This window comes from Dermacoccus abyssi (assembly GCF_003515945.1).
GTDB lineage: Bacteria > Actinomycetota > Actinomycetes > Actinomycetales > Dermatophilaceae > Dermacoccus > Dermacoccus abyssi.
Genome location: NZ_QWLM01000021.1, coordinates 21452 through 48411, shown reverse-complemented (window position 1 = coordinate 48411; position 26960 = coordinate 21452). Strand labels below are relative to the sequence as shown.

General features: G+C 65.6%; 24 protein-coding genes. 6 read left to right on the top strand and 18 right to left on the bottom strand.

Annotated features, from left to right (window positions below):
- Window positions 1-283: 283 nt before the first annotated feature.
- The 7 genes from D1832_RS13775 to D1832_RS13745 form a co-directional block, all read right to left on the bottom strand.
- Window positions 284-5386, bottom strand: a complete 5103-nt coding sequence (locus D1832_RS13775; RefSeq protein ID WP_118914858.1) for a helicase-related protein — start codon at window positions 5384-5386, stop codon at window positions 284-286.
- Window positions 5387-5478: 92 nt separating this feature from the next.
- Window positions 5479-6045, bottom strand: a complete 567-nt coding sequence (locus D1832_RS13770; protein ID WP_147362724.1) for a hypothetical protein — start codon at window positions 6043-6045, stop codon at window positions 5479-5481.
- A 324-nt stretch (window positions 6046-6369) separates the two neighbouring features.
- Window positions 6370-6528 carry a hypothetical protein gene (locus tag D1832_RS15440; RefSeq protein ID WP_182434803.1) on the bottom strand — a complete coding sequence of 53 codons (159 nt, stop codon included), beginning with the start codon at window positions 6526-6528 and terminating at the stop codon, window positions 6370-6372.
- Window positions 6529-6593: 65 nt separating this feature from the next.
- The gene (locus D1832_RS13760) at window positions 6594-7364 is read right to left on the bottom strand and encodes a ParA family protein (RefSeq protein WP_118914852.1); all 771 of its coding nucleotides are present in this window, start codon (window positions 7362-7364) and stop codon (window positions 6594-6596) included.
- Window positions 7361-8845: a ParB/RepB/Spo0J family partition protein gene (locus D1832_RS13755; RefSeq protein ID WP_182434802.1), complete on the bottom strand. Its 1485-nt coding sequence runs from the start codon at window positions 8843-8845 to the stop codon at window positions 7361-7363. Before D1832_RS13755 ends, D1832_RS13760 begins: the two co-directional genes overlap by 4 nt.
- 83 nt (window positions 8846-8928) lie before the next feature.
- Complete coding sequence (locus D1832_RS13750; protein ID WP_147362723.1) at window positions 8929-9246, bottom strand: hypothetical protein; 318 nt, start codon at window positions 9244-9246, stop codon at window positions 8929-8931.
- Window positions 9247-9343: 97 nt separating this feature from the next.
- Complete coding sequence (locus D1832_RS13745; protein WP_147362722.1) at window positions 9344-9652, bottom strand: hypothetical protein; 309 nt, start codon at window positions 9650-9652, stop codon at window positions 9344-9346.
- Window positions 9653-9800: 148 nt separating this feature from the next.
- On the opposite strand from D1832_RS13745, the gene D1832_RS13740 reads away from it, so the two are divergent.
- On the top strand, window positions 9801-10199 hold the full coding sequence (locus D1832_RS13740) for a hypothetical protein (protein ID WP_147362721.1): 399 nt from the start codon (window positions 9801-9803) through the stop codon (window positions 10197-10199).
- 63 nt (window positions 10200-10262) lie between these two features.
- On the opposite strand, the gene D1832_RS13735 is transcribed toward D1832_RS13740, so the two are convergent.
- Window positions 10263-10895, bottom strand: coding sequence for an NYN domain-containing protein (locus D1832_RS13735; RefSeq protein ID WP_118914842.1), 633 nt, complete (start codon window positions 10893-10895; stop codon window positions 10263-10265).
- 626 nt (window positions 10896-11521) lie between these two features.
- On the opposite strand from D1832_RS13735, the gene D1832_RS13725 reads away from it, so the two are divergent.
- Window positions 11522-12115 carry a hypothetical protein gene (locus D1832_RS13725; RefSeq protein WP_118914839.1) on the top strand — a complete coding sequence of 198 codons (594 nt, stop codon included), beginning with the start codon at window positions 11522-11524 and terminating at the stop codon, window positions 12113-12115.
- A 924-nt stretch (window positions 12116-13039) separates the two neighbouring features.
- Here the strand turns inward: D1832_RS13725 and D1832_RS13710 are convergent.
- Window positions 13040-15772: a class I SAM-dependent DNA methyltransferase gene (locus tag D1832_RS13710; RefSeq protein ID WP_147362720.1), complete on the bottom strand. Its 2733-nt coding sequence runs from the start codon at window positions 15770-15772 to the stop codon at window positions 13040-13042.
- A 1366-nt stretch (window positions 15773-17138) separates the two neighbouring features.
- A complete protein-coding gene (locus D1832_RS13700) occupies window positions 17139-17717 on the bottom strand; it encodes a TetR/AcrR family transcriptional regulator (protein WP_118914830.1) in 579 nt (192 codons plus the stop codon).
- Between the two features lie 97 nt (window positions 17718-17814).
- Here D1832_RS13700 and D1832_RS13695 point away from each other — a divergent pair, with 97 nt between their 5' ends.
- Window positions 17815-18009 (top strand): hypothetical protein, encoded by a 195-nt coding sequence (locus tag D1832_RS13695; protein WP_147362719.1) that lies wholly within the window; start codon window positions 17815-17817, stop codon window positions 18007-18009.
- A gap of 104 nt (window positions 18010-18113) precedes the next feature.
- On the top strand, window positions 18114-18815 hold the full coding sequence (locus D1832_RS13690; protein ID WP_118914826.1) for an alpha/beta fold hydrolase: 702 nt from the start codon (window positions 18114-18116) through the stop codon (window positions 18813-18815).
- Here D1832_RS13690 and D1832_RS16275 read toward each other — a convergent pair.
- Together D1832_RS16275 and D1832_RS15435 are read right to left on the bottom strand one after the other, a co-directional pair.
- Window positions 18769-19302, bottom strand: coding sequence for a TetR family transcriptional regulator C-terminal domain-containing protein (locus D1832_RS16275; RefSeq protein ID WP_415557233.1), 534 nt, complete (start codon window positions 19300-19302; stop codon window positions 18769-18771). The two genes, D1832_RS13690 and D1832_RS16275, sit on opposite strands and share 47 nt — an antisense overlap.
- Window positions 19256-19879, bottom strand: coding sequence for a VOC family protein (locus tag D1832_RS15435; protein WP_182434801.1), 624 nt, complete (start codon window positions 19877-19879; stop codon window positions 19256-19258). Before D1832_RS15435 ends, D1832_RS16275 begins: the two co-directional genes overlap by 47 nt.
- Before the next feature lie 472 nt (window positions 19880-20351).
- Here D1832_RS15435 and D1832_RS15950 point away from each other — a divergent pair, with 472 nt between their 5' ends.
- Window positions 20352-20435 (top strand): TraR/DksA C4-type zinc finger protein, encoded by an 84-nt coding sequence (locus D1832_RS15950; RefSeq protein ID WP_241511022.1) that lies wholly within the window; start codon window positions 20352-20354, stop codon window positions 20433-20435.
- 15 nt (window positions 20436-20450) lie between these two features.
- Here the strand turns inward: D1832_RS15950 and D1832_RS13670 are convergent, their stop codons facing one another.
- The 4 genes from D1832_RS13670 to D1832_RS13655 form a co-directional block, all read right to left on the bottom strand.
- On the bottom strand, window positions 20451-21962 hold the full coding sequence (locus D1832_RS13670) for an asparaginase domain-containing protein (protein WP_206609412.1): 1512 nt from the start codon (window positions 21960-21962) through the stop codon (window positions 20451-20453).
- A 221-nt stretch (window positions 21963-22183) separates the two neighbouring features.
- Entirely contained in the window at window positions 22184-22576 is a 393-nt protein-coding gene (locus tag D1832_RS13665; RefSeq protein ID WP_118914823.1) for a DUF4186 domain-containing protein, read from the bottom strand.
- Complete coding sequence (locus D1832_RS13660) at window positions 22566-23057, bottom strand: DUF488 domain-containing protein (RefSeq protein WP_118914870.1); 492 nt, start codon at window positions 23055-23057, stop codon at window positions 22566-22568. The genes D1832_RS13665 and D1832_RS13660 overlap by 11 nt, the downstream gene beginning before the upstream one ends.
- Before the next feature lie 53 nt (window positions 23058-23110).
- On the bottom strand, window positions 23111-23512 hold the full coding sequence (locus tag D1832_RS13655; protein WP_118914821.1) for a RidA family protein: 402 nt from the start codon (window positions 23510-23512) through the stop codon (window positions 23111-23113).
- Between the two features lie 91 nt (window positions 23513-23603).
- Between D1832_RS13655 and D1832_RS13650 the strand changes: the two genes are divergently transcribed.
- Window positions 23604-24596 carry a helix-turn-helix transcriptional regulator gene (locus D1832_RS13650; protein ID WP_118914820.1) on the top strand — a complete coding sequence of 331 codons (993 nt, stop codon included), beginning with the start codon at window positions 23604-23606 and terminating at the stop codon, window positions 24594-24596.
- 7 nt (window positions 24597-24603) lie between these two features.
- Here the strand turns inward: D1832_RS13650 and D1832_RS13645 are convergent, their stop codons facing one another.
- Together D1832_RS13645 and asnB are read right to left on the bottom strand one after the other, a co-directional pair.
- Window positions 24604-25083 (bottom strand): PhzA/PhzB family protein, encoded by a 480-nt coding sequence (locus D1832_RS13645; protein ID WP_182434800.1) that lies wholly within the window; start codon window positions 25081-25083, stop codon window positions 24604-24606.
- 15 nt (window positions 25084-25098) lie between these two features.
- The gene (asnB, locus tag D1832_RS13640; RefSeq protein ID WP_118914818.1) at window positions 25099-26940 is read right to left on the bottom strand and encodes an asparagine synthase (glutamine-hydrolyzing); all 1842 of its coding nucleotides are present in this window, start codon (window positions 26938-26940) and stop codon (window positions 25099-25101) included.
- Between the last annotated feature and the right edge of the window lie 20 nt (window positions 26941-26960).

Here is a 26960-nt window from a genome sequence, read left to right as displayed (position 1 = left end):
GGGATGGCGAGCGTGAAGAACTTCCATCATCCGGGAGACCTCGACCCCTACCCGGCCACCGACGCGCTCAACCGACTACACCCTCATCTGTGAAGAGCCTGTTTGCGGTCGAGGCCGCCCTTGTCGTTGGGCGTCTGTGTCTCTTGCCGGATCGAGAGGTCCGAGTGGTTCCAATTCATGAACAAGAGGCGCGGTTCGTCTGTCATGCAACCGACCATAGCGCTCATTCGACGTCGCGACCGGTGGCCGCGGTGGGGGGATTCCGCTGGAATCACCCCACCGGTCACAGACTCCTTCCTGGACCGGAGCGACCTTGGTGTGAGGGAACGTCGTGGTGCGGTTCGAAGCGAGATCGGGGCCGCTCAGGCTCGGTAGCGGACTCGTTCTTGGCGCGAAGCTTCTCCAGTGCGTTGGTGAGGCGTTGTCGCCCCTCCCCCGTGATCTGGACCGGCTCCGATGCCTCGACGACGTACCGCGCTGGCGCGGAGGCCTCCACGCGAGTCTGGGGGCGTTCGGCCTGGGGGTGAGCCCCATCGGCTGCCGCCGTGGGTTCATCCTCCTCCGAGGTGCTTTCCGCGAGCTGGGCGGCCAGGTCGGCGGCACGATCGCGTGCCGCCTCGAGGGCGTCGGCGTCGACGAACGGCTTACCGATGTTCGCTTCCGCGCTGGCGAGCGTGTCCTGTGCCTGCTCGAGTTTGGTGATGTTGCCGCCGATCGCGGTCGTCTTGTTCTCCAGAACGCGCACCGTGCCCAGGCTCGGCTTCAGGACATCCTCGAGCGGGTGCCGGCTCGCGGAGCCCGGCACGCCCGCCAACTCGAGCACGACCATGCGCCGCAGGTCGCGCCCGTCGTGGCTGTTCTCACGCGAGACCAGGACGTCGTGACCACCGATGGTGCCGAGCTGGACCGGTTCACGGCCGACGCTCATCATCGCGATGTGTTCACGGTTAGCCCAGCTGGCAATAGCGTCGGCCGCGTCCGCACGTTTGGTGAGCGTGGACTGGCCCACGCTCATGCGGAAGTGATCTCCGTCGACCGCCACGGTCTTCTCCAGCGCGGGGCGAAGCAGCGCGAGGTCACTGGTCGCGTTCATGATCGTCGTGCGCGCTCGGTCACGGGTGGCCACGAGCGAGGTCTGTGACCGATTGTGCGCCGATTGGCGCCGCCGCAGCCGGTTCACTTCTTGGTCGGCTTGCGCCTTCTCCAGCAGCAATGGGTTACCCGATCCGATGGCCGTGGCCACGCCCGCAGACAGCTGCATGTCGCTGACGTCTTCCATCTCGCGCAGGCTCGGGTCGCCACGCATGATCTGGGTGACCATCGCTTCCTTACGGGCGATGGTCTGCCACGTGTACCCGTCGAAGCTGCCCTCGGTGAGGTAGCGGTAGACGTTCACTTCGGCGTTCTGGTTGCCCTGACGGATCGCACGTCCCTCGCGTTGGCGAATGTCGGCTGGTCGCCAGGGGCAATCGATGTGATGCAGCGCCGTCACGCGGTCTTGAACGTTGGTGCCGACGCCCATCTTGTTCGTCGAGCCGATGAGGACCGAGATGGTGCCGTTGCGCGCGGCCTCAAACATGCGGGCCTTGTCCGCGTCGTTCTTGGCTTCGTGGATGAAACGGACGGACTCCGCTGGCATCCCGCCGCGCACGAGCATTCCGCGCAGTGCGTGGTAGACGTTCCAGCGCTCGGTGCTGGGGGTGCCCATGTCGCTGAACACGATCTGCAACCCGCCCTTGAGTTCGCTCGGTTCTCCGCGCGCGTCGAGGTAAACGTTGTCGCGGGTACGTTCCCACTCGGCCAGGATCGTGTCAGCGACCTTGTTCAACTTCGTGTCCCCATCGGGGATCGCGTACTCGTTCTCGTCGATCAGGCGCAGGTCGAGCGCGGCGGCGCGGCCTTCACCACTGACCTTCAGCATGTTGTCGTGTTGCGGATCAACACCACCCCCGGCGAGCTTCTTGGCGCGCTCGGTCAACTCCGCTTGGTAGTCCTGCAGCCGTGCTGAGGGAAGCACCGTCACGTTCTCGACGTCCCGCTTGCCGTCGCTCGCGCGCTGCGCGACCAGCGGTGTCGGCAGGTTCAAGTCCTCGGCCGTCTTCACGTCCGCGAAGACGTGCCACATCTTCATCATGTCGGCCACGTTGGTGAACTTCAGTCGTTCCTTCATTCGGAACTGCCCGGTCGGGCTGACCTCCATGTCCGGGGTGTCGATCGTGAAGGTGTTGAGCCACGCATCGAACGAGTTGAGCCCGGCGGCTTCGAGCAGGTCGGGACGCAGATACCGCTGCATTACGTGGGCTTCGGTGATCGAATTCGCGATCGGTGTTGCCGTCGCAAACGTCGCGACGCGCATGCCGTGCTGGCCGCGTAGGTACCCGATCTTCAGCTCGAGGTCGGTTGCGGCCTGCGAGCCGCTGATCTGCGCGGCCTGCTTCTTCGAGTGAGTGCGCAGGTTCTTGTACATGTGCGCCTCGTCGACGACGAGGTAGTCGATCCCCGTGGCTTCGAAGGTGACACCCGCATCGCGGTGCACGTCCAAGGAGGCCTTCAGCTTCTCCTCCTGCTTCAAGATGTCCTTCTCGACCTGCTTGATGCTGCGATCGCTCAGGCCCGCGTCGCGTGCCTTGTCGAGGAACTCGCGGGCCTGCTCGATCTGCTTGTTCATGTACTCCGATTCGGTCTCCGGGGTCACGCCCAGGCTCTTGAACGCGCCCTGGGTCATGACCACGGCGTCCCAGTCGTTGGCCGCCGCGCGGGAGACGAACTTGCGCCGCCCGGTGCCGTCCAAGTCGTTGCTTCCCGCGGCGAGCAGTTGCGCGCTCGGGTAAGCCTGGAGCCACTCGCGGGTGAACTGGCGCAGCATGTGGTTGGGCACGACAACAGCGGGTTTCGAGATCAGCCCCAGTCGTTTGAGCTCCATCGTGCCCGCGACCATCTCCAGGGTCTTGCCCGCGCCGACCTCGTGGAACAACCCGACAGCCGGCTCCGCGACCATGCGCGCGATCGCGGAACGTTGGTGCTCGCGCGGGGTGAACGTCTCGGCCAGACCCGGCAACGTCAGGGCCTTGCCCGCTTCGGCGTAGTCCCGCAGCACGAGCGAGTTGAAGGCACGGTCGTAGGCGGCCTGTAGACGCGTGGTGCGCTCGGGGTCTTCCCACACCCACTCCGCGAACCGGTCCTGCAACTCTTCACCCTTGTCGAGCGCGGCCTGCGTCTCAACAGGGTTGGGATACCTCTTACCGTCGCTGTCCTTGTCCTGCACGGTGATCGTGGCGTTGCTGAGCAACTTCTCCGCCAGCTTCGGTGCGGGCACCCGCTCGGTGCCCCACTCTGCCGTCGCAGCGACGGAGCGTCGATTGCCGCTCACGATCCACATGTCCGGCGCAGGGTTCTCGAGCGTCAGGTTCGGATCACGCAGCGTTTCGCGCAGGAATTGCTGGTGCGTCTCGACGTCGATCCACACCGCGCCCAGGCGGGCTCGAATGTCTTCCAGCGGCGTCGGTGCCGGTTGAACCTCGCGTAGCGCCTCTACGTTCGGCGCGAACTGGGGGTCTTGCTGCGCGGCTTCCTCGGCCTGCTCCAGCTTGATCCGAACGTTGCCCGACAGGTACTCGGCCGCCGGGACGAGGCGTTGCTCGCTCGGGTCGTCGAACACGAGCGTGCCGAGCCGTTCGCGCGCGTCCTCGACGTTCGTGCTCAACAGTTCAGCGATGACCTCGAGATCGGCGCGACCGGTCTTGTCGATGCTGATCGACAACGCGTCCGCGGCCGTCTCGGCTTCCTCGGCAAACGTGCGGTGCACGATCTGCCGCTCGGTCAGGATGAGTGCCGGGGACGCCAACTGGGTCGCGTCGTCGAAGTTCTCCAACGCTGTGACCAGCGCCATGTTGGGATCTTCACGCACCAACCGGCTGACCGCTGGTGGCAGCACGCGCCGGGTGCCCATCTCCTGCTCGGCCTCCCCCGTGTCCGGGTCGATGACCGGCAGCCCGCTCAGCGGGTCGATGACGTCGCGCAGCTTGCCCGTTGACGAGACCGTGTACCGGTTGATCGCCCCGTAGCGATTCACGTACCGCTCGTAGTCCGCCTTCAACTGCGCGCGGGCAGCGCTCAGCTCGGGGGTTTCACCCGTCTGCTCGGTGCCCCGCTCCAGCATGAGCAGATCACGCGCACCGTCACGAAGCGCTAGGAGCTGTGACGTCTCCGCCACCTGCGTCTTCGGCACCTTGAACGGCTCAAGAAGCCCACCGGCCGCGATCTGGAAACGCTCGTCACCGATGCTGGGGTACTGCTCATCGTCGACTTCGACGACGGTTCCGTCGAGAAGATCGGTGCGCAGCTGCTCGACCTGCGCCAGGTCGCGGCGCTGTTCTTCGCTGACCGGGAGGGCGGTCAGACTCTCGCGGCGCGCTTTGGCCACGATGTCGGCCAGTGCCTCCCTCAACTGCTCCGGTCCCCATCCTGTTTCGTCGGGGCGCACCACCGTTTGCTCACGACCGCCTTCGCCCTGAGCAACGGCGAACGTGCCCAGCACCCGCTGGGGGTGCTCAAGGAAGTACGTGTTGACGTGAATCCTGGTCTCCGAGTCCAGTTGGAGCGGACCAACACTCGTCCACATCGCGTCACGCGATGCGTCTGCCTTCTGGTTGTCCGGTCGGCGCCGGAAGATCAACAAGTCGGTCAACGCTTCGGTGCCCGCCGCGCGGCGATGCGCGCCGTTCGGTAGGCGCAACGCGCCCACGAGGTCGGCCAGGTCGTGCATCTCCTCACGCGCCATCGGGTTCGAGGCGTCCATCGTGTAGCTCGACGTGAGCGTCGCAACCAAACCGCCCGGGCGCGTCATCTGCAGCGCCTTGATAATGAAGTGGTTGTGCATGGAGTGGCGACCCTGATTGCCCACCGGGTCGTGCAAAGTGACATTCGCGAACGGCACGTTCCCGATCGCCGCGTCGAACGTGCCGTTCGGGAAGCGCGTGTCAGCGAAGCTCTCGTTGCGGATCGTGGCCTGCGGGTACAGGCTCTGCGCGATTCCCGCCGTCACCGGGTCGAGTTCGACACCGGTCATGAGCGCGCCCTGGGGTGCCATGCCGATGAACGTGCCCGCACCCGAGCCTGGCTCAAGCACGCGCCCACCATCGAAGCCCAACTCGCTCATCGTCGACCACATGGCCTCGACGATGGCCGCGTCGGTGTAGTGCGCGTTGATCGTGGTGCGCCTCGCCGCGTCGAACTCGTCATCGGTGAGGATCGCGCGCAGCTGCTCGCGCTCAGGCGCCCACGCCTCGTTGGTGGGATCGAACACCTGCGGGATCGCGCCCCACGACGACCACCGCGCGAGCACCTGCTGTTCTTGCGACGTCGCGGGCCGGCCCTCACCGCGCACGCGGCGGCTCGTCTCGATCGCTGCGATGTTCGCTGCGAAGCGAGACTTCGGGCCCGAAGGGGCCAGGTCGTCCTGACTTGTCGGCCGGAACGCTACGGGCGCTTCGACAGCAACGTCCGCAACGCCGCCGCTGTCTCGAGCATCGACTCCTCGCTCATCTGTGACGGGTCCAGATGGATCAGCGGACGAACCTGCAACATCCAGTCCAGCCGGTCCTGCTGCTCCTGGCTGTAGGTCACTTCCTCCCAGCCCTCGTCCTCGGCCTCGTCCTCCGCTTCGTGACGGATCGAGATCAGGTCCATCTCCAGATCGCGCGGGTGCGGAGCCTGCCCCAGCGCCTCCTCCAACTGCTCGCGCGCGCTGCGGTCCTCGATTTGGCTCTGCGCGATCGGATCGAAGATCATCTCCTGCAGCACCAACTCCTCGGCCTGCTTGCGGATCGCCTTCAACTGCCCCACCCGCTCCAAATAGGGCAGATTCGAGGGGACCTGTCGGCTCATCTGCTCGTACATCTGCCCGAGGCGAACCGACACCTGCTCCCCCAGGCTCGCGAAGAACGCGCTCGGGTTGTCCATCTGCGCGACCACCCTCGGCAGATGCTCGCTCCACGCCTGGCGCGCCAGCGTCGCGTACCGGCTCGACTCGAACTCGTTCACCATGGTCTTCTCCCACACCCTCGGAATTGGCAGTGACGCCACCTGACTCCAGTCTGGCGTCAGACCCACGGGCGTGCTCGACCCTTTCGTCGGCCTCGGGTTCGGCCATGCCGAACAGGTCGAGAGCGATTTGGTGATCCGCTGGGCGCGGTGTCCTGCGTGCCACGAGTGAGCCTCCCTGGATTGGCGTCGTCGCTGCGACGCTACCCACCACGGACACCCTGAACGCGGATCGAACTCACTAGTCATGATGTATCTCCCCTCCTGGACTGGTGACTGTGCGAGACCGCGCGAATTCACGGCAACGAGGACGTGATTCCACTGGAATCACTCGTCGTCATCGAGCGGTCGACGCCCGACGTCGAGGTGCGCCACCGTGGGCCACGGGTGCCCATGGTGGTGTCGCTGTTCCAAGTGCGCGACATGCGCGCGCACGGCGTCCGTGACGAGCTGCGACAGGCTGTAGGACGGGTCAACGGTCTTCATGCCCTTGACCGTCGCCCGGGCACGGGCACGCAGGGACCCGGGTATCTGGGTGCTGAACGGTTCCTTCACGCGGGGATCACCCCCCGCTCCACGAGCGCGTCGAGCACCGCGGCGTAGTCACGGGTGACGCCCTCACGCGGCGCGAACACCGGCAGCGGTTCCCGGTGGCTGTATGCACCCGCAGCCTTAACGGAGCGCCGCACGTTCGGGGTGACGAGATCGCCGTAGGCCTCGCGCAACTGCGCGATCGCGTCGGCGTAGAGGGCACCTGAACTGGCGGGTGGCACGATGCACGGCACGATCGCGCCCAGCTCGAGGTCCTTGTCGAAGTCCTCCGCGACCTCGGCGATCGTCCCCTCGAGGGCGCTGATGCCCTCGAGTTCCTTCGACGTCGGCTGGGTCACGGTGACGACCGCATCCGACGCGACGAGCGCGGCGACGGTCATGAGCCCGATCGTGCCCGGGCAGTCGATGAGCACGACATCGGCGTCCTCGAGCTTGCGCAGCGCCGAGGCCAGACGCAGTTCGCGCCCGGTGACCTGCTGCAACCGGATCGCCTGAGCGTGCACACCCTCGGTCGCCGGCACGAGGCGCACACCCGGCGTGTTCGTCTCGGCGAGGGCCTGCTCGAGGCTCGCGTCGCGCAACATCACGGACGCGCTCGTCACGTCGATCTCCTCAGGGTCCACCCCAAGCCAGCGCGTCGAGTTCGCCTGCCCATCGAGGTCGACGACCACGACCCGGCGCCCACGCTCGGCCAGGTGCGCCGCGAGGCTCACCACGGTCGTCGTCTTACCCGCCGACCCTGCCGCGTTCGCCACGGTGATGACCTTCATGCCTGCTCCCCTTCGCTGTCCTGGTCCTCGGCCGCGTCCTCCTGGAGGCGGGCGCGGGCATCATTCACTTTTTCTTGCTCGAAATCGCTCAGCACGTACCCGCGCTCGGTGAGGTGCTCGAGGTACGCGATGTCTTCCGTCGACAGGTAGAGGCTGTGGGAGTTCTTGATCCGGTCTTCCCAGATCGCGAGAGTGATGATCCACGCGAGGTGCTCACGCGTCGAAGCCTTCTCGACATCGGCCAACGCGCCGCGCCAGTCCCAGTCGATCTCCTGCGCGGGACCGATGCCCGCACCCTGCGCCAACTGCCGCGCCAGGCCCGTCACGTGGGACATCATCGACTCCCCCGCCAACGCGGTCATCGTCAACAACCGCGTCACCTCAGCCGTCGTCGGCTTCCGCTTGACGGTCTCCGCGAGGAACGCGCGGCGCGCCTTCGTCGCGGCCTTGTCCGCCTTCACTCGCTCCCTCTGCTCCGCCTGCCCGTCGCTCGACGGCGTGTTCGGCGAGGTGGGCACGCTGCGACGGTATGCCAGCGGCTCGACGTTCTCGCCCCACGACGTCGAGGGCGCGTACACGAGGTCGCCCCGCTCGCGGGCTGCCTCGACATCCTTCTTTGTGAGCAACCGGTGGTCATACACCTTGAACTGTCCGAACGTCGCGGGCGGGTCCTCGAGGAACTCCACACCCTCAGCATCGGCCTTCGCCCGTGCGGCCTCGACGCGGCGGGCACGCGCAACCGTCTGCCGTGCGTCATGAACGATGTCGGCGGGTGAGTGCGCCCACCCAGGCCGAGCCTCGACATCGGCCCATTGCGCGCCGATCTCCGCGAGTGTCTCCTCACTCTCGTCGGTCATCAACTTGACAGCCTTCGCTGGGGCGAGCACGTCCTCACTGACGGCCTGCTGCAAGCTCTCGGGCAGCTTGAGCAGCTTGAGACGCTTGGCGACGTGCGACTGCGAAACGCCCGCGTGCCGCGCCATGTCCCGCTGGCTCAGACCGCGCCGCTCCATGACCCGCCCGAAAGCCTGGGCTTCCTCAATTGCGGTCAGCGCCTTGCGATGCACGTTCTCGTGCAGCACCGTCTCGTCGAGACGTGCAACGCCACGTCGCAGGGCCTGGAACGTGTCGAGGCCTGCGGCCTGCGCGGCCGCGCGACGACGGTGCCCCGCCAGCAGTACCCACGCCCGCCCGGCGACGGCCTCGGCGTGCTGCGGGTACTCCGCGACGAACTCGCCAGCGTCGACGACGAGGCCAGGCTGTAGCTGCCCCACCTCGCGCATCGAGTCGGCCAACTCCGCCACGTCCTGGACACGCGCCTCGGGGTTCTCCGGGTTGTCCGCGATCTCGGACAACGCCAGGTACAGCACGCTCGACTCGTCCTGCGTGCGTACCGCGCTCACCAGCGACGCGCTCTTGCGCGCCTTCGGCTCACGGCGCTGCAGGGGCGCACCCCCCAAACCCGTCTTCTTCTCAGCCATCATCTGACCTTTCGTCTACTGCGAATAAATGTATGTATTAGGGGCCGAAAATCGGGGATCACACGCCGTTGATTCCACTGGAATCACCCGAGGTCGAGGTCGGACAACACCGGAGCGCCTTCGTGCGTGCGCTCTTGGCAGGAGGCCTCGCACAGCTGCCCGAGCTCGGCGCCACACTCCGGGCACGGGCTGATCAGGTCGAGCAGGGTATTGAGGTCCTCGGCGCGGTCCTCATTGATCGTGGCGCGCATGTCATCGACCTCGACGAAACGCTTAGTCGTCTCCGTCTCGGCCATCTCGCGGGCCAGGACGTCGGCGCGTTGCGCTTCGCGGTCGACGAGCAGGTCGCGAGTCACGCGCAGGGCGTGCAGGCCGTCGAGGGTGCGGGTGATCGTGGTCATGGTGTCCTTCTTTCGATCGTTCTCGGGAGGGGTGGCAAGCATGGTCAGCTGCCCCGTCACGGGGCCTTCGCTGGAGAGGTCTCGCATGGCACGCGGCTCACGCGGTCGCGGCCAGTGAGGGCTCGGCGTACAGCAGGCCTTCGTAGTGGCCCAGGCGTGAACCGGTCTCGGGATGGACGGCCAACCAGCACGCGTCCTCGCGCCACTCGATCTGCCACCCGGCCGGGCTGATCTGCTCGAACAGGTCCGGGCCGGAATAGACGGCGTCGGCTCGAGAGCCGGCGTCGGCCGGATCGAAGACGCGCACAAGGGCGACGACGCCCTCAGCGGTGGTCGGCTGTGCGCGGCGCAGCGCCACCACCTCGTCAGCGCAGAACTGGGAAAACTCACTCGTGGGCTTGCTCATCGAGGCCACTTCCTCAGGTCGTCGGCCCTGCCGATCAGGACCGCGTACGGCTAGTTAAGTGGATGCAGTGAGTTAAGTCAATAGGGTGATACAAGGCAAATTCCGATACCCTCGAACTGGACCAATCGGCTGGCAGAGGGAGGTGTCCGTGGGGGAGCGAGTCAATGCTTACTTCTACGACGAGGAGTTTGCTGACGCGAAGTCGGCGTACCTCGCAGACTGGCGAGCTGACCACGAGCACGGGGTGTTCCCGGCCTGGGTCCATGCCGCCATTGCCCGCCACGCCGCCCGCTCGCCGCAGGAGCGCGCGGCTCTCGCGCGAGAGCGCGTCATCCACTCCACGCGAGGCCAGATGCGCAACTGGACCGTCGTTGACGGCACGCATGACCTCGTGAGCGCCGCGCGGCGCGACGACGAACACGCCGATCGGTTCCTCGCCGAGAGCACCTGGATCGCAGAAGCCATCCACGTCGCCGTCCAACAGTCCGTGCAGCGCCACGGGCAACTGCCTCCAGCGCCAGCGCGCCTCCCCAACCGACTCGCGTAGCTTCGTCGCACGTGAGGGGTGATTCCACTGGAATCACCCCTCACGCTGCCGCGTCGATGTCCGCTATTCCTTGGTGTAGTCGACGGGGTCCCGCACAGCGTTGAAGTCTTGCTCGCTGAGGAAGTGACACCACGGTGTCCCGATGGAGACACTCAAGTCCTCCGCGGTCGAGGCGTCTAGCTTCAGACGGTGGCACTCGCTCCAGGCTGCTACCTCCACGTGGCAACCCGGCAACTCGATGATCGTCTCGACGGCAGGCAGAAGATCCTTGTCGTGAGAGACGATGATGATCGTGTCGGCCCGTCGCAGCGCCGCGAGTCGCACAGCGTCAACAGCGAGTGCGACGTCTATGCCCTTCTCCGTTGGTGGCGTACTGGGCCAGTCGTCGGGGTAGGAAAGGTTGCGGCGCACGACGGTCACGCCAGCGTCACACCAATCGCTGTGCTGCCGGTCATTCGCTGCAGTGGAGGTGGGCTGGTGGTGAGGACTCGGACGCCCTCGGTAGGCCCGTGCTTCGAGCAGGTAGCTCGGCCGCTTCCTCTTGGCAACGAGGAGTTCGGCCAACTTGCGCGGGTTGATGTGGCCAGACTTCCCCCTGTCAGCGCCGATCTGAAGGAAGCGGCGCGTGGCAGTCCGCTGTACGTTTTCGTAGTCGATGAGAACAACAACGCTCTCTGGTGGCGGCGAAGGCTTCACCTGTGGGCTCCTCGAGACAAAAAAACCCCGCCATTCCCGAGGTGGGAGGCGGGGCGGAATACGAACACCTTAATCGCGCGCGAATGGGGAGGTCAACCCCTCGCCACTCACGTGTCTGGACGCAACGTCGTGCGGCCCCAAATCTCGCGGGCGTTGCGGCTGGGCGACGGCGTAGCCGCCTACCCGAGCGCCCTGCAGCACGAAGAGGACCGACGCTTACCGATACCGGCCGCTGCGACGAGCGAATCGAACACCTCGTGCGCTGACGGGAAAAGCTCCTCGACTCAGACCAGGTTGAGCATGGGGCCGACGTGATGACCAGACCAGTAGAAGTAGCCGCCTACCGCGACGGCGAGGAAGGCCAGAGACACGAGGTCGAGAATCGACAACCGACCCTTGTGCTGCCAGCACCTGCCCAGTGGCCACGGCGCGCCACGCAAACACAATGTGTCCTCGAGCGTGCGCGCCCCGCACCGTGAGGCCACGCAAAGACCCACGAAAGCCGGGACGAGCACGCACCCAAAGAAGAGCCACCCACTTGATGTGACGATGTCCATGACGGGATCGTCGCCGCTTTTGGCCGGAATGTCACGCACAAGGGTGGGCGCGCAAGCGACCATGAGGCAATGGTCAGCTCCAAGCCCCCCGAGGCTCGACGGCGGAACTGGAAGCGCGCTGATGTCGTGACGTATGCCCGCGCCCTCGCGTATCCGTTCCGCGGTGATCGAGCCGCGAGCCTTTCGGGGATTGCGCTGCTCGTCGTCTTCGCCCTCGTCGTCCTGCCGACAGGACATCGGCTCTTGTTCCAACTCGCTCTCATCCCAGCTGCCCTGGCGGTGATGATGTGTGCAGCTGGTTACCGGCCCATCACGTTACGTGAGCTCACCGATATTCGCGCCACGGGCCTGTTTCACGTGTCCAGATCAGCCGTCCCTGACGCTGCTGGCGTGGTCATCCTCGATCCTGCCTATTGCCGCAAGCAGTCGCGCATGTGGACTCGGGATCGTCCCCGTCTGCCTCGGGCAGCGGTCTACTTCTCCCAGGCGCCCCTCGACGCCGTAGCTTTGGCCGCCAACGGAGTCAGCGCCGAAGGTGCACTGTTTGCCGTGGTCGACCTCGACGCCCTCGAGACGCGCGATATTTGGCGTCGTCACACCGGCGAGATCGCAATCACCTCTCCCGTGCGAGCTCGCGTGAGTGAGTCACCGACGATGCGGTGATTCCATTGGAATCACCTCCTGCTCGCTTGAGTGTCGCATGTCGCCCTCAAGGCGCTGGCTCTCAAAATCGCGCGCTTGGTGCCGAATCGAGAGCCCGCCGAACAGCAATATGCAGGCCATGAGGGTGAGGCGCAGCGCCTGGCTACCCTCGCCGCCAAGGGCCTGGGTCAGGGCGAAAGCGAAGGCAAGCACACTTGCTGCCAAGGCAAGGGTGGCCAGTGCGCGCTGCCCAGAGGCCTCGTGAGGAGTACGGGGTGCGCGAAGGGGGGGTGGGGCATGGCAACTCCAGTTCGTAAGACGCAGTCGGTGTTGACTGTCATGCCGGAGGCTAGCGAGCACTGCGGGTCACTAACGGCCTACGTGGTCTCCGTGATCTGTTCTACGACGGAAGGGTGCCAGAATCGGCACGAGGGTCGCGGCAGTAGGCAACCACACCAGCCATGCAGGGTCTGCGGTGAAAACGGCGACCGCGAATCCGACTGTGAGAGACAGGAAGCCCCAAGCGGCTCCCGTCGCCGCGGTGCGCCACCGAGGCGTCAACGGCTTCGCCATGAGACTGCCTGCCGAAATCAAGGTGAAGATCGCGAACACTACTGTCGGTGGCCACATCGAGCTACCGGGCAATGGGGCACCACAGGCTCCCGCCCAATCGGCGATCCTCTTGGCCGCTTCGGTGACCCCGGCATACAGGAGGGCGATTACGAGAGTGGCGAGAAACCACCCGAGTCCCAGCAGGGTCCAACGGCGATCATCGGGAGCCAACTCGCTCATGTCCGCGAGCTTCACCTCATGATATTTCCGTCCGTGCCGGAGGTTGTTCCACATCACCAGGAGCAAGCCGATCATTCCCGAGCCGATCAGTGGGGCTAGAACGGTCATGGATAGGTCGGTGGGCATTGTGCACATCGAGGTCCCCATTGCTCGTTACGCGGTGAGTTCGGCGTAGCGGCGGAACAGGACGGCCTGACGGTCCTGCTCGGTGTGCAGGCTCTTTCGTGCTCCGAAGGCCTTGTCGACGACCCGGTCGAGGCCAGCGTGAGCCTTGAGTAGCGCGGGGTCCATCGCGAGGGGGTTGTAGTGCTCTGCGAGGGACCGCTGCGGGTGCAACGCTTGTGCGGCGAGAACGTCCTTCCCAGCTGCGATGACCGCCGACCGTGTCTTCATGCTGGGCGTGGGCAGGGGCAGGTTGTTCCACACGATCGTGTTCGAGAACCGCAGACGGGACTCAAGGGCGCCCCCCACGGATTTCTGCCACGTGAGGAACATGGATGAAGAGATGATGCCGAAAAGGAACCCGTCCGAGTCCTTCGCTGTGAATACGAGATCGCTCGCGATGGTCTCCGGCATCGCGTGCTTAGTTGGGAAGTAGAGGCGGGTTTCACTCGAGGTCTTCGGGATGACGAGGTAGGGGACGTCAGGTTGGGAGCGTTGGCCGAACAGGTGCGGTGTCGCTGCCATGGCTGCGGTGGAAGCGGCTCTGCTTTTGGCTCGGGTCTCGCGCACGAACTCGAGGCGCTCTTTGAGCAGCGGACTTGCAGCGACGTCCCTGGGGTCGAGGTCGACCATCCACAGACACCATCGCGGTAGGTCGTGCAGGAGTTCTCGGGCGCCCACGAAGGGGCGAAGGTACCTACTGGCCACCGGGTCAGCGGCGAATGCGTCATGGTCGGTAGCCTCCACGATGAGGCCTCCACCATCACGGGCCATGTTGCCGAACGTGCAAGCGGGCAGTTCGGGGGAGAGGGGCTGTCGACGCTGTTCGACCAGGACGTTGGGTGCATCGACGAGGTAGGCGTTGATCGACGTGGCGGGGGCCTCGGTGGCCTCGCCCTTGAGCGAGGGGTAACTGAACAGGCGTGCAGGCGGCTGCGCATTCTTGTCGAAGCCGGTGATGACGCAGTGCACAGCGGCGGCGTTCGCTGCTTCCGATGACCACGCGAACGTCCGGTGGGCGAAGCGCAGGCGCCATCCTGCCTCGAAGATGGGGCCGAACAATGCCGGAACGGGCTCACCTTGCACGATCGAGTTCGTCGATACCAGAGCGAAGCGACCGCCTTCGAAGCCAGCAAAGTAGTCGATCGCCTTCTTGAACCAGGCTGTGACGTAGTCGAGGCGACCGATGTCTTGGCGGCCCCACACTTCGCGAAGCTGCTGCGCCTGCGTGGCCGAGCGGGTCGCGTGCCCCAGGAATGGGGGGTTGCCGACGATGCGCACGTCGTTGCTCGGTGTCAGGATGGCCCGCCAGTCGGTATCGAGCGCGTCCGCGACGTGGATGGAGTCGACCTTGGTCAGCGGCAACGGCTCGGGCGCCGCACCGAGTGACAGTTCCATCGCGAGGTTGGCTTGGTGGTCGACGAGGTGCAGCGCCGTGGCCGCGATGCGTGCGGGCCATTCCTCCAGCTCAAGGCCAACGAAGTGATCCAACGTGACCTTCAGGTTCGCCGCGACGAAGAACAACGTCTCGGACAGCGCCCCGAGTTGCTGCAAACGTTCGAGGATCTGCAGGTCAAGCGCCCGCATCTCGGCGTAGGCCACGACGAGGAAGTTGCCGCAACCACAGGCAGGGTCGAACACGCGCACCTTCGCTAGGTCTTCCCGCAGCTTCTTCAGCTTCTTGACGTCGTGGTGCGCAGCGACTGCGCGCTCTCGCAGCTCGTCCATGAACAAGGGGTTGATCGTCTTGAGGATGTTGGTGCGTGTTGTGTAGTGCTCGCCGAGCTCGCGCCGGGCGGCCTTGTCTTTGACTGACTGGAACAGGCTGCCGAACACTGCGGGGCTGATCTTCGACCAGTTGAACGCGCACGCCTCGAGGAGTTTCTCGCGCATCTCCGAGTCGAACGAGGGGATGCTCACCGACTCCCCGAACAGGTCACCGTTGACGTAGGGGAATCGCTGAACGAGTGGGTCGAGGGTGTGCTGTCGTTTGCTGCTTTCTCGATTGAGGGCCTGGAACAGGACGCTCAACTGCGCGCCCAGATCAGAACCGTCCTCGGCGGTGCGGGTTTCGACGAACTCGTAGAACAGGTCGCGTTCCCACACTCCTGCGTCGTCGGCGTACAGCGCGAACAAGGTGCGCACTAGGAACACGGATGCATCGTGGTCGTCGTAGCCAGATGCCTCGAGGGACTCGTACAAGCTGCCCATGAGTTTCGCGGCCTTGACCGATGCTTGCTCTTGCTCGCGGCTGCCGAACGTTCGTTGCTGGTAGCCGGCCAAGAAGGCCAGTGCGTCGCATCGTTCGGGGAGCTGCTCCAACGTGAACGTGATCGCGTCAGCGCCATCGGGTGACAACTCCAGCAGGCGGAAGGTCGCGAAGTCACTCGTGATGACCCAGCGGGGCATCTCGGCGCCGCTAAGGGCATCGAGGTAGTCGAGGGCCTGCTGCTCGGCCGCTTCGAGATCAACACCCTTGGACTTCATCTCGATCGCGCACAGTCCCGGCACGAGAGCGTCGATGTAACCACCGCGGCCCGTCGATGAGCGGCGCGCCCGCTTCTCGTACAAGGCAGCCTTGGATTCAGAGAGCCCGTAGACCTTGAGCAGGTCTGCGACGAACTGGTGAGCTTGCTGCTTCTCCGCCCCCGGCTCGTCCCGCCAGTCACGAACGAACGCGACACTCCGCTTGCGAATCTCAGCCAATGACAGCGGCTTGGCCACGGACACTCCTCGGTCGACAGCTGGAACACTGTGAGCGTAGCCACCCTCGCCAGGGGCGGAAAGTGATTCCAAAGGAATCGGGCGGGCGAGGGGGTGTGACGTGGTCTCGCGGCTGCCGACGCTACCGAGCGATGTCGCCTACCAAAACCCGTCGAATCGCCCCAGTTATGGTTGATTTAGTTTTGCCACGAGTTTTGGTGACCGGAAGGGTGCCGAGTGCCGCCCGTTTTCGAGGTCGGCGATGACCGCACCAAAAATGACCGTTTCTGCACCATTGGAGCGGTTTGACGGGTCGGCGCATCGCTTTCGTACCGTGCCGTCTATGGCTGTGACCAGCATCGCTCGGTGTCGGCCTTCTAGCTTCGGTCGATGTCGCTTCCGCCGTCCTGCACCTGTTCGGTGCTCATGGTCGGCGGCGACGCGCAAACCACGACCATGGCGGAGCCCCATCGTGTGACCTGTAGCGGTAAGTGGCGTATTCCTGGTGGCGCTACGTGGCGGGCTGACCGCGCACTGAGCGCGGGATGCCCGTGTGCTCGCGCGCACCGCGGGATGTGCGGTAAGTACGGAGCCGTTCAACGTCCCAGCGACGATCTTCACCGGACACCTGGAGCGCCGACGCTGGCAGCCGCGGTGGGTGCCGGTCGATGCGCTGGCAGGCGGTCGGCTTCTGGGACGGATGGCCGACGCCTACGAGTTCGGATGTCACCTGCCATGCCGTGGTCTCGGCGGCTTCCCGGGGCGGCGAGATCAGCGGGGGACGGCGATGAGTTCCGAGCCGGCCGTCGGTCTACCGTGCGACCGAGGCGGCCCGGGTGTGCCCGGGCAGCAGGAGGCCGGAGGACGACATGACCATAGCTGGCGTGCTGGCGAACCTGAGTGTGACCGACTTGGATGAGGCCGAGCGCTGGTACGCGCTCGTCCTGGGCGCGCCGCCCGCCGCGGGCCCATTGACGGTCTGCTGGAGTGGCATCCCGTCGCTAGTGGTGGCGTGCAGGTGTCGCGGGACCCGGCGCGGGCCGGTGGGTCGGGCTGCGTCCTCGCCGCCGACCACCTCGACGACCTCGACGACCTCGACGCCCTCGCCGCAGCGCTGACGGACGGCGCGACGGGGTGCAGCTCGGCGGCAGCGCGAGGCTGCTCGTCCTCGCCCACCCCGACGGCAACCGCGTCGTCGTCACCGAGGCATGACGGACGAAGGACGCGGCTGCGGGCCTCTCGGCTAACCGGCGCCTGAGACCGACCAGAGTTCGCCGAGCGAGTCGGGTCAGCCCCGGGCAGACCTCCTACCGCTCACTGAGCGCGCACACGTCTCTTTCGGTCGCGATCGAGTGGAGACAGGACCGGCCTGTTCCTTGGTTGCGCGTCATCGGAAGGACGCGAGGACCACGTCCAGGACAGTCGAACCGGACACGGGCGTGCCTGCTTTTCCCAAGGCTTCGAGGCCCCGCTGAAGCGCGAGGAGCGTCTGCGCCAGCGCGTGGGCGTCCCCATCAGGCCGCAACGAGCCATGACGTTGCGCCGCCTCGACGGCCGCCGTCAGGTAGTCCTCCATCAGCATGTATGTCTCGTTGGCCCGCTGCTGCACGTCGGCGTCGTGGTCAGCGAGTTCGGCGACGCTCTTTGCGAGTAGGCAACCTCGTCGAGCATCTCCACCGGTCGCCGCTGCTCCGGCGCTGACGAAGGCCCGCAGTCGCTCGAGGGCCTCGCGGTCGGGGCCCGCGAGGGCCGCCGCTGTGGCCCGCAGCGCGTTCGTGCAGTACTGATCGAAGACCTGCCCGAAGAGTCCCCGCTTGCCGCCGAAGGCACCGTAGAGACTTCCCTTGCCGAGCCCGGTCGCGACGCCGATGGCGTCCACGCTCGCGGCGGCGTAGCCCTTGGTCCAGAAGACCTCCCTGGCGGCTGCGAGCACCGCGGTTTCGTCGAACTCACGAGGTCGGGCCATCTGATCGAGGTGATGCAGCCCGTCTCGGGGGGCCGTGGGCCTGTGGGCTGATCTCCTTGAGGGCCCGGGTCCCCTGCTGCGCTTTCACAACGTCGGCGTGCTCACCGACGACATCGACGGGGTGAAGGCCACCGCCGCCGGTCACGGGCTTCCTCTCGAGCTGAGCGCGCAGTCTGCCGGGTCTTGGTCCTTCGCCTACCACCGAGTGCCGCTGCTCGGCCACCTCGTCGAGCACCTGCAGTACTTCGGCGCCGCCGGCGACGGCCTCGACCACATCCGTGGGCTGCGGTAGGCGTCAGCGTCTCCGAGCTGGCAGGTGCCGCTCGGTGCACCAGGGGCGGAGCCCCAGCCGTGCACGGAAATCGACGGTATGGCCGACGTGACACAGGAGGACCCATGCGCACCTTTGTCCTCATCCCCGGTGTGGGGTGTGGCGGTTGGGCCTGGCGCCCGACGGCGAAGCTGTTGGAGCAGGCAGGGCACCGAGCGGCGGCGCTGACGCTGCCGGGACTGCGCTTCGACACGCCTGACCCAGCGGCAACGCTGCGCGAGGCTGCGCAATACGTCGTCGACCACGTCCAGACCCATTCCCCGGAGGCAGTCACCCTCGTCGCACACAGCTGGGGCGGATACCCAGCGACGGCAGCGGCGGCAGCCCTGGGCCCGGCGCAGGTCGAGGAGTTGGTCTACTACAACGCTGTCGTGCCGGCCTCCGGCGTGCCCATGGTCGACGAGAACACGCAGATGGGCGCCTACCTGCGTCACACATTGACCCAAGGCCCGACTATCCCTCTGGACGCCGACACCGTGACGAACGTCCTCATGCCAGGCGAAGACCCGGTAGCCCAGGATCTGGTCGCCTCACTGGTGACTAGCACGCCCGGTGGCTACATCCTCGGATCGGTCGACGGGCCCAGCGTCGTCGACCTCGGAATCCCGGCCCGCTACATCCTGGGCGCCCAGGACATCTCCCTCGCGCGCCCAGGCGCGGAGTTCGCAGCTCGCATCGGACTGCAGCCTCGCATCGTCGAGGGCAGTCACATGGCCATGTTCACCCGACCAACAGAACTGGCACGGGTGCTACTGGAAGATCGGTAGCGCCGCCGTTCAGCGGGGCGAAACCGAGTCGCTGCCGGAATGTCCCCGCGTGTGACCATTCCGGCGAGGGCCCTGGTACGGAGCTATGCCCCCGCGGGCCGTCACGCGGACCCGGAGGCAGGACCGAGGGTGATGCTGTCGACGGCGGCGCCGGCCTGCTGCGCCTCATCGTCGCCGCGTCCGTCCCCGCCTTGGCGAGGGCCTCGAGCCCGCGGTGCGTGGCCAGGACAAACCCGCCGAGCGCCTCGGCGTCGGCGGTCGGGTCGACTAGGCCGGCCTGCTGCGCCTGCTCCACTAGGCGGCGGCAGCTGCCCAAGAGCACCTCGTACGCCGCCAGCGAGCGGGCCGCGACGGCGTCGTCTTCCCACGCGAGCTCGGCCGTGGCCCTGGCGAGAAGGCAGCCGCGCCGGTCGACGTCATCAAGCGGCGCGAGCAGCCAGTTACGCAACCGCTCCAGCGCCTGCTCCGGCACCACCCGCAATGCCATCGCGCACGGGTCGGCCGGCTCGATGACGTACTTGAAAGCGGCGATGAACGATATTGCGAGGGTTCACGAAAGCCAGGTAGCCGCGTTGGGGCGACGGAACCGAAGCGTGCCCAGCACGGGAATCGGGGACCACACGATGCTGGACCTGCTCATCGTCGGCCCCGACGGGAAGCCCGCGCGGCCCTGGTTGACGGTGATCCTCGACGATTACTCCCGTAAGGAACTGGCGAACGCCAGCCTCTTCGTTTGGACCAATGCGATACCACTTGTCTTCCGGCTCCATGAACAGCGGCCAGTTCGCCTCGCGGAGCTGCTTGAGTTGATCGGCAACATCGGGCACCGAAATCTGGAAGTTGATCCCGCGCCCCAACGGTGGGTCGAAGGGTGCCGTTCGCCACGTCCTGCCGATGTCGGCTTGGTCGAGCATCAGGTGGGCGTCACCCAGCGCGAGGTAGGCAAAGCCCTCCTCGGGCCTGTCGTAGAGCACCTCGAAGGCGAGCAGGTCACGCCAGAACCGGACGGACACATCGCAGTCGGTGACGGCCAGCTCTGGCACCAGAGAAGGTTCAGCACTCATGGGCACCAGCCTCTCAGAAGCATCTGCCGAACGCCCTGTGCTGCCGTTGGTCTCGCGTTAGCTGGAGCCAAGTCGGGCCGTCATCCCGGGGCCGGATGGAGTTGACATAGCCACCAGGATCGGAGGGCAGTGGCGGCACCCTCCCACGACGCGCTGACGCCCGGATGCGGTGTTTATCGGCCTTGGTGGCCGCTTGTTCTAGACTTCGCACAATGGACGAGCGCGTTGCACGAGAGCTGCTGGGGCAGGCCAGGAGTGCCGCTCAGCAGAGGCTCCGTGACCTGGGCGCTCGTTCGAGGACATCGTCGAGGCCTCCCGAGATAGCAACGGTGATGATGAACACGACTCTGAGGGCGTCACGGTCGCCGCGACGCGTGCGCAGGTCGCGGCGTTGATCGCGGCCGACCGGCGCAAGATCGAGGAAATCGAGCGTGCTACCCAGAGTCTTAATGCTGGCACTTATGGCCGCTGTGTGAAGTGTGGAACACGTATCCCCGACCGGCGCCTCGAGGCCCGACCGGCGACCCCTTGGTGCGTCGACTGCGCACGCGGCTAGACCCGTTGGTCCGTGTCAATGGGTGTCGAACAGTTCCTGGTACTGGATGACTGCCTCCGCAGTTGCCCTGCGCTCGGCGGGCGTCGGCCGGAACGGGTCCTTCGCGGGGGGCAATGCGCCCAATTTGAGCAGCGCGGCCATCAGGAGGATCCGAGCTTTCGTAGCCGTCAGGTTGTTTCCGGAAACGAACGCCGGATCGGTCCGATACGCCATCCCGCCAGTGTTTCCTCGGCCGACGCGGACCACAGGCATCCCGGAGTAGATCGCGACGCTCAGCGCCGCGTTCTTGGTTGGCTCGGCCATGGCGAAGGGCGACATGCCCTCACAGACGATGCCCGAGAGGGCGTTCTGCGCCAGATTGGCGTTAATTCGTGCGAACAGCTCGATCTCGTCGTCCGCGGACGGCACTCCGTCTTCTCCTAATTGAGCCAGCGCGTACCTCCCGTACTTGGTAAGGGTGACTACCGGCATGGCATCGGGGACCAGTCCGTTCTCGTCCTTAGTCTTCACCGCGGTGATTGCAATGCCACCATCCAAGGACCCCGTGACGCCCTGGACCTCAGTGGGCAGCTCAGGCAAGCGAACGTGCGAGCAGTGCGTGTGGTTGCGGGCGGGGCGGAAGGTGAGTTGTGGGGGGCCGTACCCGCCGAGGTCGGCGACGATGCCCCCGTGCCCACCGGCGACCTCGTAGCCGCCCGGTCTGGCGTCGACCTTGGTCACGTCGCGAGCCGTGTAGGCCAGTTCGTCGACAATGACGACCGCGCCCACTTGATCGTCCCCGTCGTTCCCGAGGGCGATTTCAGACGCGATGTACTTCACGCCATCGACGATGTTTCGGTCACCGTCGGCACTCGTCGAGCCGTGTCGACGCTGCGCCGTGTGTCCCACGATCGGTACGTGGGTGTCGATCAGCAACCCGAGCCAGTACAGGGTCTCCTCGATAGTGGGGCTGCCCTCCAGCCACTGGACGCCGCTGAAAGATCCAGTATCGAGTACGCCTTGCACACGGTTCGTCACGTGAGCGAGGTGGTTCAGCCCCGGCTCGCTCTGCAGGTGGTAGGGGTAATATGAGAAGAAGTCTCGTCCGGCTCGCTCCCCGTCAGCACCAGTGGTGTACCCGCCCGATGGTGCAGCGCGGAAGAACTCGAAATCTGCCCGTGAAGTCAGTTCGACCGGGACACCAAGGTCGGACACGCCAAGCCGTTCGATCTCTTCGTACAGCCGCCGCGCATCGGGCAGGAAGGTCTGCCGGCTCGCGACGGGATCCGCACCGGCTTCCTCCCAAGCCGAGCCGTCCAGTTGTCGGGCCATGTACGGAAGCGGGTATAGGCCGTCTTCGGGTAGCAGTTCGATCGCAAAGACCGGGATCGCCGGACCTGAGGGTCGCTCATCGTGGAAGCCGCCGTCGCTGTCGAGCCACCCATCCGGCGGAGCGTAGAGATCTGAGGCGTCTGCCTCGAGCGGGTGCGCGCTGAACGCTTCCACGTAGACCGTCACCGGACGCGCCAGCCGTTGAGGGCGCAGCATGTCGAATCGTTCAGGTCCAACCGGTAGCCCGTGCCGCGTTCGTGCCTTGTTGGACGTGACCAAGTCGGGAGTGTTGAGGATGGTTGCGGTTGGACCGGCGAACACCGCTATCCGCGGCCGGGCAGACGACGGTCGTTCGTTCGGGCTCGAAGACATCTGATGCTCCTCGCGGGCATGGCCGGACGATGGCGAGGGTGCGCCGCGGCGCCGGTTCTCGCTTGTCAGGCAGGTGGTGATTTTGGCGCGTACTCGGTGGTGATCCAGCGACAGATGGCTTCAACCACGTAGGCGCGCTCGTCGACGGTCAGCTCATGCCCAGCCGGGATGCCATGCCAACGCGCGAGGCAGGTGCGGCAGCACGTTGCCGTTGCGTGCTGTGCGACAAAGACTGGGTGCCCCCGGTAGGGCGTTTGGCGACCGTCGTTGCGCGGACGTGCCGGCGCAAGTCGCTGCGCGGTGAGGTCCTCGGCATGCTTGCGGATGGTGTGGATGCCTCGGAGGTCAACGATCGCCCGATCCCGGCCACGCAGGTGAAAACGTGCCCGGAAGTGATGGGCACCGATCCTGCGGAGTCGCGCATCGAGGCCTTGGGTGTCCAGCACGTTAGCCGCCATCGGGGAGTATGTGATGCACCGGGACTCGGTACTCCTCCGTGAGTCGTCGCGCGATCAGCGATCGGTGACACGCCGATGGGTCACGTTCGACACACAGCATGGCTGCGGCACCGCCTTCTGGAAGGGCGGTGGCGATCCGACCCAGGTCAGCCTGGTCAAGGATCTGGGCGGTGTAGCCACGAATGTACGAGGGAGCGAGCTGAACCCGGGAACGTTTGCCCACCCCCTGGCGAGCGTCTTCGGCGTACTGAAGGTGGCGTAGTGCCGTCGTCGGTGACAGGTCGCGGTGATGCTCGTAACGGATCGACGCGTCTGCCAACAACGCTTGGAGACGCAGTGAGTTCGCCCAGGCATACTGCGACCCGCGGACGCCGCGGCGCTGCCGCACGTCGAGTAGGACTCGTACCCCGGCACGCTGCAGCGACTCGATAAATGTGATCGCGTCGAAGCCGTAGACGCCAATGGTTGTCAGCGCTGCCATGATCCCCCCTGGACGCTCCCGCCGCCTCACGAGGCGGCGGGAGCAGCTCGTTGTCATTCGACAGCGGTACCCTCAAGCTCGACCATCTGGCCGGGAATGGCCAGGCGCGTCACGCCGAGCATGGTGGTGGTTGGGGCGACCTGCGCTGCTCCGAGGCGAGCGGCCAGAACGCCGTAGTGGGGAAAGAGCGCATCGACGTCTGTCGTATAGACGTTGAGGCGCACCAGGTTCGCGAGAGTGAGGCCGGCCGCTTTGAGGACGTTCTCCAGGTTGTCGGCGGCCGTGCCGAGCTGCGCCGCCATGTCGCCCTCGTGCAGAGGCTTTCCTTCGTCGTCGGTGGCGGTCTGTCCGGAGACGTAAACCGTCTTGGTGTGCCCTGAGACGACTTCGGCCTGGTTGAACCCCAGGGCCTGCGACCAGGTGACCGGGTTGACGGCAGTGCGTTGTAGTGCCACTTCAGCTCCTCCGATGAGAATGGATTAACAAGAGTGAGCTTTCCATTGAATCCTGACATCTACTGTCATATATCTGAGTAGACTTTCTTTCATGCGAGCTGACCGACTTGTGTCCCTGGTCTTGCTACTCCGCCAGCGCGGGCAGCTGACGACGGCGGCCACGCTCGCACGCGAGCTCGAAGTCACCCCTCGCACTGTGCTGCGCGACATCGAGGCACTATCGGCCGCTGGCGTGCCCGTCTACTCCGAACGTGGGCGAAACGGCGGGTTCGCCCTGCTTCCAGGGTTCGACACGGAACTTTCTGGACTCAGCCATGACGAGGCGCTTGCGTTGCTCGTTGCAGGCTCCAGACGTGGAGAGCAGGTGTTCGGCCTCGGCTCGGCTCTGTCTTCGGCCGTGCGCAAGGTGGTTGACGCGCTCCCCGAGAGCCACCGGGCGACCGTCAGTGATGCCGCCAGGCGCCTTCTCATCGACCCGGATGCGGACATGATCATGCACCGGCCCGCGATTAAGGAGCCAGTCGGCGAGGTGATGTCCGAGGTACGAAGTGCGGTGCTCACCGGTCGGAAGCTGTGCCTCAGGTACGGGGGCCGCGAGCAAACGCCGCAGTGGAGGGTTCTCGATCCGGTTGGGCTCGTGACAGTGCAGGGTCGCGGCTACTTGCTTGCTCTGCGGTCCGGCGAAGAACGTACGTATCGACTCTCGCGGATCCAGGAGGCGCGGGCTCTTGACGAACCAGCCGAACGGCCTGAGCGGGTCGATCTGGACCGTGTGTGGCGGGCACGGTGCGCGGAGTTCTTGCACGGTGGCGATCAGGTGACTGCCCGCGTCGTAGTCGCAAGCGCACGCCGCGAGGAGTTAGTCAGTACAGCGCTGGCCGTCCGCGCCGATGAGTTCGACGCGGACGGCCAGCTTCAGTTGGAAGTCACCTGGCAGGATGCCGAGCACGCAGAGTTCGCGCTGTGGCGGCTCGGTTCGGACGCAGAGGCATTGGAGCCCGACTGGCTACGCGCCACTCTGCGGGACCGTGGGGCGGAGGTAGCCGCTCACTACGCCACCGTCCACGACCACGTGCTGTCGTAGCCCGGTCCTAGGTGGGGATCCCGCCGCGGTCAATCTTCGGCACTTCGATTCCCAACGCACGCAGCTGCTGGAACGGATTCATGAACTCGCGCTGCTCCTTGATCTTGCCGCCTTCGAAGCGGAACGCGTGGATGAAGTGATTCTGGTATAGCCCCGGTGCGTAGTTTGGGTAGAGGATCTTTCCCTCACCGTCGCACTCCACCCAGAAGCGATCCGGGTCCTGGGTGTCAAAGATCTCGATGTTCTTCCACTCCCAGTCGGGAAACATGCGTAGCGACCACTCACCATGCGCCTGCAGCTTCTCGTGACCTACTGAAACGATCGGCGTACCAGTGTCGCTGGTGTAGAGGCCAGCGCTGCCGTCCTCGGTGAACAGCAGGTACCTGGTCCTACGAGTCTCACCCTTGCGGCTGAGGTAGTCAGCCACCACCGCCCGGTTCTGGGTGCGGATCTCATCCTGCGAGGACAGGGTCGGGCTATTAGCCATGAGGTCTCCTTCAGTTCAGCTCAGTCGCAGTTCGGGGCGGTAGATGTCCAGCCAGGTGCTGAGGTCGAGGACGCGCTCGATGCCGTTGCGTACGTCGATCGGCATGGTGGCGGCATCCTGTTTGAGCACGCCCTCGACGAACGTACGATCGACCAGGTCGAAGACGGAGTTGTTGGTGCTGAGGAGGTCTCGAGCCTGGTCCAGCAGCGCGTTGGTGTAATGCGGGTCGAGTGTTGCCGGGTACGGCGCCTTGACGCGTTTGCGAATCGACTCCGGAAGCAGTTCGGCAGTCGCTGCACGGAGGAGGCTCTTCTCCTGGCCGTCGAAGGTCTTAAGTGACCACGGAGCGTTGTAGACGTACTCGACCAGACGGTGGTCGCAGAACGGTACGCGCACCTCCAGTCCGACGGCCATGCTGACCCTGTCCTTGCGCTCCAGCAACATCCGGACGAACCGGGTGAGGTGGAGGTAGCTCAGCTCGCGCATCCTGGCTTCGTGGGCGCTCTCACCATCGAGACGTTCAACCTCGGCCAATGCCTCCGCGTACCGTTCGCGGATGTAGCTGTGTACGTCGAGTGCCGCAGTGATGTCTGCGTTGAACCGGTCGGACACCTGGGCTCGTGCACCGCTGACGAAGACTGCCATCCATGGGAATGTCGCCGCGTCTTGAACCTCCTGCTGGAAGAACCACCGGTACCCACCGAACACTTCGTCAGCAGATTCGCCGGAGAGCGCGACGGTCGAGTGCGTGCGGATCGCTTGGAACAACAAGTAGAGGGAGTTGTCCATGTCACCGAGAGTGAGGGGACTGTCGCGGGCGGTGATGACCTTTCTGCGCACGTCTGGGTCCGCAATCGCGGCGTGATCGAGCACGATCGGCTCGTGAATCGCCCCAACGTGGTCAGCGAGCTCCCGCGCGAAGGGGCCGTCCGTCGTTCGGCGCAGGTCGTCCGCGACGAAATGGTCCCCTCGGCCGACGAAGTCGACGGCGAAGCTGCGCACCTTCTCGCCCTGCTCAGCCAGTTGCTCTGCAGCCAGCGCCGTAATGACGCTCGAGTCCAGTCCGCCTGAGAGCAACGTGCAGCGCGGTACGTCTGCGACGAGCTGGCGGGCGACGATGTCGTTGAGCAGTTCGCGGACGGTCGCGACAGTGGCGTGCTGATCGTCAGTGTGAGGATGACTCCTCAGCGTCCAATAGCGGTGCTCACGCAGGCCACCGCGGTCGACGACGACGACACCGCCCGGCACGACCTCCTTCATCCCAACCCAGATGGAACTGCCCGGGGTTTGGGTGAAGCTGACCATTTCTCGCAGTCCGGCAAGGTCGACGGCTCGGTCCGAGAGCTCATTTGCGAGGATCGCCTTCGGCTCGGAGCCGAACAGGACACCGTCGTCGGTCTCGAAGTAATACAACGGCTTCACGCCCATCCGGTCGCGGACCATGACGAGCTTCTCGACTCGCGCATCCCAGATGGCGAACGCGAACATTCCGTTGAGCTTCTCGGCGAGTCCTTCGCCCCACTCGAGGTACCCGTGCAAGACGACTTCGGTGTCACTGCGCGTTTGGAACCGGTGCCCGCGACGGACCAGTTCGCCGCGCAACTCTTCGAAGTTGTACGCCTCACCGCTGTAGGTGAGGGTCACGTCGCCGTCGTCGGTCTTCACCGTCATCGGCTGGGCCCCGCCCTCGATGTCGATGACGGCCAGGCGCCGGTGACCCAGGGCGGCGTGCTGGTCCGCCCATGTTCCTTCGGCGTCCGGTCCGCGGCAGGCCATCGTTTCGGTCATCGCGCCAAGCTCGGTGCGATGTTGCGTCAGGTCTCGGCGGAACGAAATCCAGCCTGCGATCCCACACATCGGTCTACCTCCTAGGTGTT